This is a genomic window from Bacillus cereus group sp. BfR-BA-01408, from assembly GCF_022663305.1.
Taxonomy (GTDB): Bacteria; Bacillota; Bacilli; order Bacillales; family Bacillaceae_G; genus Bacillus_A; species Bacillus_A pacificus.
Window position 1 is genome coordinate 32,112 of record NZ_JAKUFF010000032.1, and the last position, 13,546, is coordinate 45,657.

Genomic DNA, 13,546 nt, shown 5'->3' on the forward strand with positions numbered 1-13,546 from the left:
GGTTTCCTGCTCCTTTTAATTTACTGAATTTAGTGATACAAGTTGATAGTTTATTGTAGTTTTTCCGTTCTCCCATTCTAACTTTTGTATCATTGCACTACCGATTCTTTCTTCATTTGATTTATATAAAGGTAATATTTCTTGAACTGTAAATAAGTGATAACCATCCAATTTTAATTGAAATATGTTTTCTTCTATATGTAATCTTACTTCTTTTTCATTTGAAATAATTTTTGTGTGCATCTCAAATTTCATGATAGATACAACCCCTTTTTCTAATCTCTACACTATTAATAGTATATTGGCTATGCAAGATTGACAAGTAAATACACGGTAAAGTACATACTTTTCTATTGCGATATGTTTTTTTATTTTCACATATAATACGGTATGTGAAATTTTATTTTTTCCAAAAATAAAAATGTCTCATACGACATCTTTATTTTTGGATAAAGTCTTTCATTACATAATATAAAACTGTAATGAAAACAATCGCTACAAAAAATGAAAATACTGCAACAATGTACCCATCTTTATTTAATAAAATGCAAAAAGAAATAGATATGATAAAAATCGGAAATACAAGTCGTACTTTATCCTTCACTTCCTCTGTCGTATCTGTATGATGAAAATACTGCGTTATCCCTATCATTAAAGAAGACAAAATAATCACCGACAATAGTAAAGGTACTGGCATTCCGATTTCTCCTTTCTCTATTTCTAATGAAAAGCAATTTTTCTTTCATTATAATCACTTCAAATACTCTTTTCGAAGTGATTATGTACAATTTACACATATATAATAGCGTGTTTATCATGGTAACTTCAAATAATTACAATTACAGTAATGTTGTAATATTCATTTTCAACCTCCAAAATCCTGCAAATATAACTCGTCAAAATATGCAGTGAACAAATTAACATATACCGCCAACTTTAGACAAAATTTATAAAGGACATTTCAGTACGTATAAAGAATTAAGAATAAGAAGATATGTAAGGGAGGATGAATTATGACTGAACACGTTTTATTTTCTGTTAGCGAAAACGGCGTTGCATCAATTACTTTAAACCGCCCAAAAGCACTTAATTCTTTATCTTATGACATGTTGCAACCAATTGGGCAAAAACTGAAAGAGTGGGAAAATGATGAGCGAATTGCGCTTATCGTATTAAAAGGAGCTGGCACAAAAGGTTTTTGTGCAGGTGGCGATATTAAAACTCTTTATGAAGCACGTTCAAATGAAGCTGCATTGCAGCATGCGGAACGTTTCTTTGAAGAAGAGTATGAAATTGATACATATATTTATCAATATAAAAAACCGATTATCGCTTGTTTAGATGGAATTGTAATGGGTGGTGGTGTCGGTCTTACAAATGGTGCGAAATACCGAATTGTAACTGAGCGTACGAAATGGGCAATGCCAGAGATGAATATTGGCTTCTTCCCAGACGTCGGTGCTGCTTATTTCTTGAATAAAGCTCCAGGGTATGCTGGCCGCTATGTCGCTTTAACAGCATCTATTTTAAAAGCTTCTGACGTATTATTTATAAACGCTGCTGATTATTTTATGGCATCTGATTCATTACCAAATTTCCTTGCTGAACTGGAAAGTGTAAATTGGCATAAAGAAGATGATGTACATACTCATTTAAAAGAAGTCATTCGTACATTTGCAACTGCTCCAACATTAGAAAGCGAGCTTGCTCCTTCATTAGAAGAAATTAATTCACATTTTGCATTCGATACAATTGAAGAAATTATTCATTCATTAGAGAAAGATCAAAGTTCCTTTGCTTTAAAAGCGAAAGAAACGTTATTATCAAAATCTCCTATTTCACTAAAAGTAACATTAAAACAGTTTATTGATGGACAAGATAAGTCCGTTGAAGAATGTTTCGCTACTGACCTTGTACTTGCTAAAAACTTCATGAGACATGAAGATTTCTTTGAAGGAGTACGATCTGTTGTCGTTGATAAAGACCAAAATCCAAATTATAAATATAAGCAGTTAAGTGATGTTTCAGAAGAAGATGTAAACAGGTTCTTTAACTTACTTAATGCGTAAAGTGAAAATTTAATAAGTAGGGTTTATCTCCCTCTTATTATTAGTAGAAGCAATCGCCCTTTCATACGGGATAAAATTGAGGCTATATAGTCGTATAATTACACGCCTATATAGCCTTTTTCCTATTTAATAAATTTTAATAAAATTTAATTTTATTAAATCAAATTATGTGCTACACTATTTTTAATTAAATATTCTAAAAATAAAAGAAGGAGGAGCGACTATGATTGAAAATTATTTTCTTTTCATCATTATGTCTATTTGTCTTATTATTTTACCTGGTCCTGATACTGCAATGGCTACGAAAAACACATTAGTTGCTGGTAAGGTAGGCGGGGTGAAAACAGTGTTCGGTACATGTGTTGCACTATTGATTCATACTTTAGCAGCAGTAATCGGACTTTCCGCACTTATTGTAAAGTCAGCTCTTTTATTTTCTATTTTCAAGTACGTTGGAGCTCTATATTTAATTTATATTGGTATTAAAGCCCTTTTAGCAGTAAGAAATAAAGAAGGCGTCAATACGAACGATATATCTTTGAATAACGCAAACGAGCATACTTCTTGCTTTCGCCAAGGGTTTCTTACAAATTTATTAAACCCTAAAATCGCAGTCTTCTTTTTAACATTTTTACCGCAATTTTTAAATCCAAATCATAATACGTTTATCCAACTTCTTATAATGGGCCTTACTTACCTAGTTTTAACAGTTATTTGGTTCGCTTTTTATATATTTTTAATTGATAAAATTAGTGCTTTTATGAAAAAACCGAAGACACAACGTTATATTCAAGGGTTAACGGGAATTGTCTTAATTGGTTTTGGTATTAAACTAGCTTTTGAAAAAAGCAATTAACAAGAAGAAAACCACCACTATTCATAGTGGTGGTTTTCTTTTAACAACTGATTTGGCTGTCTACTTTATATTAAAACCAGCGCTCAGTTACAACTTTTTTACGTGTATAGAATTGAACGCCATCTGTACCATTTGTACCTAAATCACCAAAGAATGAAGCTTTATTTCCTGCGAATGCGAAGAATGCCATTGGTGCTGGAACGTTTACGTTTACACCGATCATACCCGCATCGATGTTATCACGGAACGTTTGTGCATGTTTACCGTTTGACGTATAAATAACTGCACCATTTGCAAATTTAGATTGATTTGTTAGTTTAATACCTTCTTCTAAATCTTTAACTCGTACAATGCTTAATACTGGAGCAAAAATCTCATCTTGCCAAATTTTCATTTCTTGATTTACACCGTCAAAGATTGTCGCACCTACAAAGTAACCGTCTCCAACTTCTTCCTTAATTTTACGGCCATCTACTAATAAAGTAGCTCCATCTGCTACACCACTGTTAATATAGCCTAATACGCGTTCTTTATGAGACTCACGAATTAATGGTCCAACATAATTATCTTCGTGGAAACCGTCACCTACTTTTAACTTCTTCGTCTCTGCTACTAGTACGTTGATGAACTCATCTGCAATTTCATCAACTACTGCTACTACTGAACATGCCATGCAGCGCTCTCCACTACTTGCAAATGCAGATCCAATTACACCTTGTACCGTTTTCTCAAGATTGCAATCTGGCATAACAATCGCATGGTTTTTCGCACCAGCTAACGCTTGTACACGTTTCCCATGTTTCGTACCTGTTTCATATACGTAACGAGCTACCGGCTCAGAACCAACGAACGAAACAGCTTGAATATCTTTATTTTCTAAAATGCTATTTACAACATCTTTTCCGCCTTGTACTAAATTTAATACTCCTTTTGGAAAACCAGCTTCATAGAATAACTCTACAAGTCGCTCTGCTAAAAGCGGCGTTCTTTCAGATGTTTTTAATACGAATGTATTACCACAAGCAATTGCAAGCGGGAACATCCATAATGGAATCATCATCGGGAAGTTAAACGGCGTAATTCCAGCAACAACTCCAATTGGGTAGCGCCAAATTGATCCATCAATGCCGCTAGCAATATTCGGAAGTGCTTGTCCCATCATTAAATTTGGAGTAGATGTTGCAAGTTCTACTGCCTCAATACCACGTTGTACTTCACCAGTTGCATCCGTTAATGTTTTACCATTTTCAAGCGTAATGATTTTTGCAAGTTCTTCTTTGTTTTCTTGTAAAAGCTGTAAATATTTATACAATTGTCTTGAACGATTCGGAACCGGTACTTTAGACCACGTTTCGTATGCTGCTTTTGCCGCTTCAACAGCTTTTTCAACATCTTCTTTCGGAGATAGCGGAACGTAAGCGATAATTTTTCCAGTCGCTGGATTCGGAACTGCTTCTACTTCTGTACCAGTAGATTCTACCCACTCACCATTAATATGATTTTTTACTCGTTTAATTTCAGTTGTAATCATTGTATTCTCTCCTTTGTATAATTTATTTTTGATTAGAAATTAATTGCTCGCTAACTTTCTTATATAAGGCAGCCATATCGTTTTCTCCATATCCAGCTTGACTCGCTTCGTCATATACGTTTAATAACATTTCACTTACTGGTAAATGGAGTTCGCTTTCCTTAGCTAAGTCAACTGCAAACCCTAAATCTTTCTTTAATAAATTCACAGTAAATCCTGGCTCGTAGTTTTCGAGTGCTATAAAACTTTTATAATTACGTTCATAAATTCTACTTTGACCGTAACTTACATTTAAAATATCAAACATTTTATCTAAATCCATATTGTTCTTTTTCGCTAATGTTAAAGCTTCACTCACACCAGCTGTATAAAAACCAATTAATAGGTTATTAATTAATTTAACTGTTGTCCCACTATCAATTTGCTCACTAACATGGAAAATGTTCGCACCTAGTACACCCATGATAGATTGCGTTTTCTCATATACCTCTTTTGATCCACCAACCATAAATGTTAATGTACGGTTTTCAGCTCCAATCACCCCACCACTAACAGGTGCTGCTAAAAAGTCTACTTTCTTTTCCTTTGCAGCTTCCTCTAACTGTTTGTTTAACTGTGGAGATACAGTACTTGTATCAATTAAAACTACATTCGAGTGACTATTTTCAAATAATCCTTCTTCGCCAAAATATACCGCTTCAACAGCGCGAGGTGAAGGTAAACTTGTAAAAATTACATCGCATGTTTCTGCTAGTTTTGAAATTGATAAGCCGATAATTCCGCCTTCTTTTTCAAAAGAAGCTTCAGCATTTTTATTTAAATCCACACCATATACTGTGTAACTTGATTTAACTAAATTTTTAGACATCGGAAGACCCATGTTACCTAAACCGATAAAACCAATCTTTTTCATATCGCTTTCCTCCTATTTACACAATATACTTTCCGCGATTTATAATAGCTTTCGCAATTTCTCTCTTTTTTGTAAATACGTTCGTGTATAAAGGCACTAGTAATTGACGAATTTCAGTTAAAATCACGTGTCTATCTTGTTCTTCTGTAATAGCCGCGGAAAGTATAGAAATCACTGCTTCTTCTACTTTGCGATAGCCTTCTTCACAAATAACGTCAGTTATCATTTGTTTCGTACGCTCTTTTTCTGCACCATTTTTACTAATTGCTTTACTCGTACGTAAAAATGCTGATTCCATGACGTACACGTCCGTTAACATATTTGATAATACACGTGAATATTCTTGCTCTTGATCAATTTTTAAACCTGGAGTTTTAGAGAGCGTTTTCAAAGATTGTTTCAACAATTTTTTCGCTAATAAAATGTAACGATGGTTTCTTTCGACATTTTCTACATCAATCTCTATTTCAGTATCTTCAATTTGTTCCATTTGTTTCATTAACATTTTAGCAACTGTTAATCTATTAATTTCGTTCGTCCCTTCAAAAATACGACTAATTCTAGCATCACGGTATAATCGTTCTACTTCATACTCTTGCATATAACCGTAACCACCATGAATTTGTACAGCTTCATCTACGATATGACCAAGTGTTTCAGAAGCATTTACTTTATTCAGTGCACATTCAATAGCAAATTGAGACATTTGCTTCATAAGATCCTCATCACTCTCATGAATTGCTTCATCAATTACACCTGCTGTACGATAAGCTGCACTTTCTGCTCCATATGTAGCAATGATCATATTTGCAATTTTCTCTTGAATCATCGTAAAGTCTACTAATTCCGTTTGGAACTGTTTGCGTTCTTTTCCGTATTGAACGGACAATCCAATTGCTTGCTTTGCTGTTCCAATATTTCCAAAGGCAAGTTTTAATCTAGCGAAGTTAAGAATATTAAGAGCTACGTGATGCCCTTTCCCAACTTCCCCTAAAACATTTTCAGCAGGTATGACAACATCTTCTAAAATAAGAGTCGCTGTTGAAGAGCCTTTAATCCCCATTTTCTTTTCTTCTAGTCCAATGGATACGCCTTCACATGTTCTTTCGACAATAAACGCTGTCATTCCTTTATTTGTCTTCGCAAAAACAACGTATACATCTGCCATATGAGCATTTGTAATCCACTGCTTCTCACCATTTAACTTCCAAGCAGTTCCATCTTCATTTAATACTGCGCTCGTTTTTGCGCTTAATACATCAGAACCGGCATTTGGCTCAGTTAAAGCATAAGCCCCAACCCATTCTCCTGATGCAATTTTCGGCAAATATTTTTCTTTTTGTTCTTTCGTTCCGTAATATATGTAAGGCAATGTACCTACACCAGCGTGTATATTAAATGAAACGCTAAATGCACCAGCGTATCCCATTTTTTCTGCTACAAGCCCTGAAACTGCCTTTCCTAATTCGAATCCGCCATATTCTTCTGGGACTTCGATACTTAATAATCCAAGTTCTCCAGCTTTCTCAAACAATTGACGAGAAACTTTATAGTTATGTTGTTCAATATTCTCCATTTGTGGAACAATTTCTTGTTTAACGAATTGTTCTGTCGTTTTTGCGATTAAATCTTCATCTCCTGAAAAATCTTCTGGCGTAAAGAAAGCATGATTCACATCTTTATTAAGTGAAAAAAATTCATCCCACGGTAACTTCGTTTTCTCCATCTGAATCCCCCTATCATTTCGGCCTTACTTGCTACTACATATGCTCGTCTACGATGAGTGGAATATCTTATTTTTGAAAACAGAAGGCGATGAATTTTCACATCAAGCAGTTTATTTTGCCAAAGATGTACTCTCATCGCCTTAGTTGTTTTATCTATTGATCTTCTGATAATACTGTTTTTGCAATTCCAGTATCTAATTCTTCAAAGTCATGATATGAAATTGTTTCATATAACTCACTTCTCGTTTGCATATTTGAAAGTGCATCTTTTTGAGAACCAGTTTCCTTAATTAAAGTAAACACATTCTCATACGCTTTCGCTGCAACACGAAGTGAAGTTACAGGGTAAATAACCATTTGGAAGCCCATATTCGCAAATTCCTCTGCACTATAATACGGCGTTTTCCCAAACTCAGTCATGTTGGCAAGTAAAGGTGCATTTACTTTACTATTAAATAGACGGAACTCTTCTTCTGATTGAAGCGCTTCTGGGAATATTGCATCTGCACCTGCTTTTACATAGGCGTTTGCTCTTTCAATTGCTTCATCCAAGCCCTCTACACCGCGAGCATCTGTGCGCGCTACAATATATAAGCTCGGTGCAACTTCTTTGATCGCTTTAATCTTTTGAACTAATTCTTCTGTCGTAACGAGTTTTTTACCATTTAAATGTCCACATTTTTTTGGTAATTGTTGATCTTCAATTTGAACAGCTGCTACTTTCGCTTCCACCATTTCTACTGCTGTTCTCGCTACATTTAGGACACCACCGAATCCAGTATCAATATCAACAAGAACTGGTAAGTCTGTAGCTCTTACTAGATCCCTCGCTCGCTCTGCTACTTCAGTAGAAGTCACGATTCCTAAATCAGGTAGCCCTTTACTTGCAGTATAAGCTGCTCCTGATAAATAAAGAGCTGAAAAACCTGTATTTTTCGCAACAAGAGCTGCCATTGCGTCATGAGCACCTGGAATTTGCAAAATTTCATTTGCTTCTACTAAAGCTCGGAAGCGATTCGCAAGCTCCTCTTGTGTTGACTGTTTATTCACAACCCAAGCCATTCTAAATTCCCCCTATTATTAAATTAAGAATAGATCTACAAATTCATTTACATTCATATTTTCTAGTTTCTCTTCATTTAAACAAGCTTCATGAATTTGTTCTTGTTGCTTACTAGAATAATGACCTGCCATATTTGCAGTGAATTTTTGAACAACTTTTGGAATTGCTTCGTCTCTACGGAAACGGTGACCAAGTGGATATTCACATTCCACATTTTCTGTTACAGTTCCATCTTTGAAATGAACTTGAACAGCGTTGGCGATTGAGCGCTTGTTCGGGTCAAGGTAATCTAAACTGTACTGTTTATTTTCAACAACAACCATCTTATTACGTAATTCATCTACACGTGGATCATTTGCTACTGCATCCTCATAATCATCCGCAACGATATCTCCTTTTAATAAACCAATTGCCGTAATGTATTGTAAGCAGTGATCACGATCAGCCGGGTTATTTAATGGACCTTCTTTATCAATAATACGAATTGCTGATTCATGAGTTGTAATTGTAATACGGTCAATTTCATCTAATCTTTCTTTAATTTCTGGATGTAATTTCACAGCACATTCTGCAGCTGTTTGTGCATGGAATTCTGCAGGATATGAAACTTTAAATAATACATTTTCCATTACATATGACTCTAGTGGTCTTGCTAATTTTAATTCTTGTTTATTAAATAATACATCTTGGAATCCCCAGCCCGGTGCAGATAATGCTGTCGGATAACCCATTTCACCTTTTAAGGCAGTCATTGCAAGATGAACACCGCGGCTCGTTGCATCACCTGCTGCCCATGATTTACGTGAGCCTGTATTTGGAGCATGACGATATGTACGAAGACTAGAATTATCAATCCATGCATGTGATAATGCATTAAAGATTTCTTCACGTGTTCCGCCAAGCATTTTTGCAACTACTGCAGTTGTTGCTACTTTTACATATAATACGTGGTCAAGACCAACTCTGTTTAAGCTGTTTTCTAAAGCAAGTACACCTTGAATTTCATGTGCTTTAATCATCATTTCTAATACTTCACGTACTTTTAACGGTTCTTTTCCTTCTGAAATACGAACACGGCTAATATAATCTGCCACAGCTAAAATTCCGCCTAGGTTATCAGATGGATGTCCCCACTCTGCTGCAAGCCAAGTATCGTTATAGTCTAACCAACGGATCATACAGCCGATATTAAATGCACCTTTCACAGGATCAAGTACATATGACGTACCTGGTACACGTGTACCATTTGGCACGATTGTTCCTGGTACAACTGGTCCTAATAATTTCGTACATTCTGGATATTGTAATGCTAAAATTCCGCATCCCAGTGTATCAAGTAATACGTAACGAGCAGTACTAAATGCTTCTGCACTTGTTACCTCTTTATTTAATACATAATCGGTAATCTCTTCTAATAATGCATCTTTTTGTTTAATTTCATTTGTTTTAATCATGCTATCCTTCCCTTTCTGTCGAAAATTCGTTATTATTAAGGATGGGTGTCGGTCAAACACCCATCTGGCGGGCGGCGCTAACAACTCCCCAGTTGTTCTTATTTACTAAGCACATGTCGCTCGCCAATATAATTTACACGTGGACGGAACAAACGATTGTTCGCATGTTGCTCAATAACGTGTGCACAAAGCCCTACTGTTCTAGAGCTAAAGAAGATTGGTGTGTACAGTTGAATTGGAATACCAAGCATCCAATATACTGGAGCTGCGTAATAATCAAGGTTTGGATAAATTCCTTTTTCCTTCTCCATAATCTTTTCTCCAGCTTCACACATCTCATACAGTGTATAATCACCCTTCACATCACATAACTGCTTTAAAGCTTCCTTCATCATCAATGCTCTTGGATCCATCTTCTTCATGTATACACGATGTCCAAAGCCCATAATTTTTTCTTTGTTATATAGTTTCTTCTGTAATAACTCTTCAAACTTTTCAACATTACCAGCTTCTAAAAGCATGTACATAACCGCTTCGTTCGCACCGCCATGTAAGCTACCTTTTAAAGATGCAACCGCACCTGTTAAAGCACCATATAAGTCGGATTGCGTAGACGCAATAACGCGCGCTGTAAATGTAGAGTTTGGCATTTCATGTTCACTATATAAAACAAGGGAACGATCAAAAATCTTCTCCTCAAGTTCAGTTGGTTTTTTACCTGTTAACATATAGAAGAAATTCGCGCTATATGATAATTCCTTAAGTGGTTCGATTGGCTCTTCATTATTTAAAATATGATAACTATTCGCTACAATGTTTGGTACTTTACTCAATAATTTGTATCCGCGGCTTTTGTTTACTTCTAACGAGCGATTTTCAATATCATTATCGTAACCAGCTAATGCGGACACACCTGTACGCAATCCATCCATAGGGTGTGTTTCTTTCGGTAATGCCTTTAATACGTTAAATACACCTTCTGGTACCGCGTATTCTTCTTTTAATTTCTTTTCAAGTTTTGCTTTTTCATCCTCATTTGGTAGATGTTCTTCCAATAAAAGGTGCACAATGTCTAAATACTCTTTTGTTTTTGAGAGTTCGATTAAATCATACCCTTGAATTACAATTTCACCTTTTACTGTGTCAAGAAACGAAATCTTCGTCTCCGCTGCCACTATACCATCTAATCCCGGGGAAAATTTTTCTTCAGCTTTCATCATTATTTCCTCCAATCCTAATAGATCTTCGTGCACATAACTGTAAGCCTTTACAATATTGCGAAACTACATTTCTATTTCAATGTATCAGAGTTTTTAGAAGATTTCAATTTATTTTATAATGATAAGTTTCCTATACTTTTACCGATGTAACAATACAGTTTTTCAACAATAATTTTCATATTTTATAAAGAAAGGACAGACTTCTCTTTATTTATCTTTAAAACAAAATATAAAGTTGATTCATATAATCCCATTAAATATGTATCTACTTTGCAATTGCTTTTACTAAATAAAAAAGCGAGCTGTATTCATATACAGCTCGCTTTTCGCATTATATTTATTTCACTATTCTCTAAATATAATTTCCATATATAATTTATTTATTTTTAATAAAGTTATTATTTTACGTAATTAAATTAAATTTCTTCCATTTCCTCATGATAACCTACAACTAAATCATAGTTTTGAAAGTACCAAAGATCATCAACATCTACAAAAAATAGAATGCCTTCCTTCTCAACTGACACGATTTCCCCATCTGGTTGCTCTGCAACAATCTCTAAAGATATACGTAATTCTTCTTTAAACCATTGTAGAGCTTTATCATCAATTGAAATTTTCATCTTTGTTCCTCCAGTTTACGCAAATTCTTTTTTACTTAATCGTTGTTTTACAAGAACGACAAAAATAATTAAAGCAATTAACCCTGAAATTGCACTACCCGCAAATAAAATACGGTAACCAAACATTTGCGAAACAACTCCAAGTAAAATCGCACCCAATCCAATTCCTAAATCAAATGCAGTAAAAAATGAAGCGTTAGCAACTCCTCTTTTACTCGGGTCAACAATTGTAAGCATCGCCGCTTGCAAAGCTGGTTGTGCTGAGCCAAATCCAATACCGTATAATATTGCTGCAATCATTACACCCGTCAAACCATTTGAAAGAGTTAATACAACGATAGCTAAAATAGTAATGCATAATGCTGGGAGTATGATGAATACTTCTCCAAATTTATCTAATAGTTTCCCTGAAATTGGCCTTACAATTGTTAAAGCAATTGCATACACAAGAAAGAATGTCCCAGGATTCACATCAATTGACGATGCAAATAGCGGTAAAAACGTCGTAATCCCTCCATATGCAAATGATAAAAAAAATACAACTATCGTAATGGATAGTACGGATTTTTCAAACAGTTGCATTTTCCCTTTTTCTTTTTGTGGTGTGAATGGCATTTTCGTCATTAATGATAATAAGACTGCCATAATGGATAAAAGAGTTGCTAATAAGAAAAGGCCGTGAAATGAATAATTTTGTACAACCAATAATCCAATCATTGGGCCGATTGCCATTGCAATCGTCATAGCCATCCCATACCAACCCATACCTTCGCCACGGCGTGAATCTGGAATAATATCAGTTATCGCTGTTCCAATAGCTGTTGTAGAAACAGCCCATGTTACTCCGTGAATAACACGTAAAATAGCTAAAAGGATAATAGTCGTCGCTAAATTATAAGAGTACATCGTTAACCCAAAAAAGATGAGCCCGAAAATAGTAAAGGATCTTCTACCATATTGATCCAACATCCCTCCAATAATCGGTCTTATTACAACCGCCGCTATTGTAAACATTCCCATCATAAGTCCGACTTGTGATTCATTGCCACCTATCTCTTTAATAAAAAGTGGGAGCGTTGGAACAAGTAAATAAAACCCTGTAAATAAAAATAACATTGCGAAAGTCATTTGAATAAATGATTTCGTCCATAATCGTTCCATTCATATTCCTCCATAAACACGTAAGTTATTGCAATTAACACCTCCATTTTACAGTTTCTTCGTTCCTTTTCCGTCCGTAAATAGACGTATCTTTTTATAATAAATGGTCCAAAATCAATTTAAATTGGTCTTACAACTTTATACGTATGTTTTAGCCTAAAGTCCCATTTATTTGTACCTTTATATGTGTGAAAAGAATATACTACTTTATTATCGCAATTTAGGAGTGATTATGTTATGTGGATCTCTTCAAGAGTAACAGCCGTCGTTCCCTCGACTCCTGGGATACACGTTCCAGCCATTCATACAGCTAGTTCCGATGTAGGAATTGAACTTCCTGCAACTTGGCAACAATATCAAATTCCAGGTCAAATTACTCCCTCATTTTGGCATCATGGCGCACATCCAAGTAGTACCACCTTTCAAAGCCACGCTTATCCTCCGTTACCCCAGTCTCAAATTTTTTATCATTTTCCTTCAATTTATTTTCAAAACTTCTATGGTACTTTTAATATTTAAAATACATTGTCTCATAGTTACTGCATTTAAAAGAAAAAAGCACTTAAGATTGTAATTTTTACAAATCTTAAGTGCTTTTTAATATTTTTTATAAAATTTTCTTATTGTCCATTATTAGCAGGGGCCTCTCCTGCATTACCGCCAGTATTTGGTTCTGTGGTCGCTGGTGGAGTCGTATTTCCTTGGCCTCCTCCGTTATTCGCTGGAGGTGTCGTATTTCCTTGGCCTCCTCCGTTATTTGCTGGAGGTGTCGTATTTCCTTGACCTCCCCCGTTATTTGCTGGAGGTGTCGTATTTCCTTGACCTCCTCCGTTATTCGCTGGAGGTGTCGTATTTCCTTGGCCTCCTCCGTTATTTGCTGGAGGTGTTGTATTTCCTTGGCCATTTCCATTATTTTGTTCATTTTGTTT

Annotated in this window: 13 protein-coding genes and 1 pseudogene; 3 read left to right on the forward strand and 11 right to left on the reverse strand. The window is 35.2% G+C overall.

What is annotated here, in order from left to right; all coding sequences use genetic code 11:
- Positions 1 to 15: 15 nt before the first annotated feature.
- Entirely contained in the window at positions 16 to 255 is a 240-nt protein-coding gene (locus tag MR083_RS14815) for a DUF2584 domain-containing protein (protein WP_000667348.1), read from the reverse strand.
- Between the two features lie 184 nt (positions 256 to 439).
- The gene (locus MR083_RS14820) at positions 440 to 697 is read right to left on the reverse strand and encodes a hypothetical protein (protein ID WP_001145040.1); all 258 of its coding nucleotides are present in this window, start codon (positions 695 to 697) and stop codon (positions 440 to 442) included.
- 316 nt (positions 698 to 1,013) lie between these two features.
- Here MR083_RS14820 and MR083_RS14825 point away from each other — a divergent pair, with 316 nt between their 5' ends.
- Positions 1,014 to 2,069 (forward strand): enoyl-CoA hydratase/isomerase family protein, encoded by a 1,056-nt coding sequence (locus MR083_RS14825; RefSeq protein WP_242269512.1) that lies wholly within the window; start codon positions 1,014 to 1,016, stop codon positions 2,067 to 2,069.
- 223 nt (positions 2,070 to 2,292) lie between these two features.
- A complete protein-coding gene (locus MR083_RS14830) occupies positions 2,293 to 2,925 on the forward strand; it encodes a LysE family translocator (RefSeq protein WP_000572338.1) in 633 nt (210 codons plus the stop codon).
- Positions 2,926 to 2,995: 70 nt separating this feature from the next.
- On the opposite strand, the gene MR083_RS14835 is transcribed toward MR083_RS14830, so the two are convergent.
- From MR083_RS14835 to MR083_RS14870, 8 genes are all read right to left on the reverse strand, one after another.
- Complete coding sequence (locus MR083_RS14835) at positions 2,996 to 4,456, reverse strand: CoA-acylating methylmalonate-semialdehyde dehydrogenase (protein WP_000633360.1); 1,461 nt, start codon at positions 4,454 to 4,456, stop codon at positions 2,996 to 2,998.
- Between the two features lie 22 nt (positions 4,457 to 4,478).
- A complete protein-coding gene (locus MR083_RS14840; protein ID WP_242269513.1) occupies positions 4,479 to 5,369 on the reverse strand; it encodes an NAD(P)-dependent oxidoreductase in 891 nt (296 codons plus the stop codon).
- A 16-nt stretch (positions 5,370 to 5,385) separates the two neighbouring features.
- Complete coding sequence (locus MR083_RS14845) at positions 5,386 to 7,095, reverse strand: acyl-CoA dehydrogenase family protein (protein WP_242269514.1); 1,710 nt, start codon at positions 7,093 to 7,095, stop codon at positions 5,386 to 5,388.
- A gap of 154 nt (positions 7,096 to 7,249) precedes the next feature.
- Entirely contained in the window at positions 7,250 to 8,158 is a 909-nt protein-coding gene (gene prpB / locus MR083_RS14850; protein ID WP_000312650.1) for a methylisocitrate lyase, read from the reverse strand.
- Between the two features lie 18 nt (positions 8,159 to 8,176).
- Positions 8,177 to 9,613 (reverse strand): 2-methylcitrate dehydratase, encoded by a 1,437-nt coding sequence (prpD, locus tag MR083_RS14855; protein WP_000598132.1) that lies wholly within the window; start codon positions 9,611 to 9,613, stop codon positions 8,177 to 8,179.
- A gap of 98 nt (positions 9,614 to 9,711) precedes the next feature.
- A complete protein-coding gene (gene mmgD / locus MR083_RS14860; RefSeq protein ID WP_041184530.1) occupies positions 9,712 to 10,833 on the reverse strand; it encodes a citrate synthase in 1,122 nt (373 codons plus the stop codon).
- Positions 10,834 to 11,249: 416 nt separating this feature from the next.
- Positions 11,250 to 11,456, reverse strand: a complete 207-nt coding sequence (locus MR083_RS14865) for a HesB/YadR/YfhF family protein (protein ID WP_242269515.1) — start codon at positions 11,454 to 11,456, stop codon at positions 11,250 to 11,252.
- Positions 11,457 to 11,471: 15 nt separating this feature from the next.
- Complete coding sequence (locus MR083_RS14870; RefSeq protein WP_000440678.1) at positions 11,472 to 12,617, reverse strand: MFS transporter; 1,146 nt, start codon at positions 12,615 to 12,617, stop codon at positions 11,472 to 11,474.
- Positions 12,618 to 12,854: 237 nt separating this feature from the next.
- On the opposite strand from MR083_RS14870, the gene MR083_RS14875 reads away from it, so the two are divergent.
- Positions 12,855 to 13,136, forward strand: a complete 282-nt coding sequence (locus tag MR083_RS14875; protein ID WP_000265000.1) for a hypothetical protein — start codon at positions 12,855 to 12,857, stop codon at positions 13,134 to 13,136.
- 101 nt (positions 13,137 to 13,237) lie between these two features.
- Here MR083_RS14875 and MR083_RS14880 read toward each other — a convergent pair.
- Positions 13,238 to 13,546, reverse strand: a pseudogene (locus MR083_RS14880) (penicillin-binding protein); the annotation flags it as partial.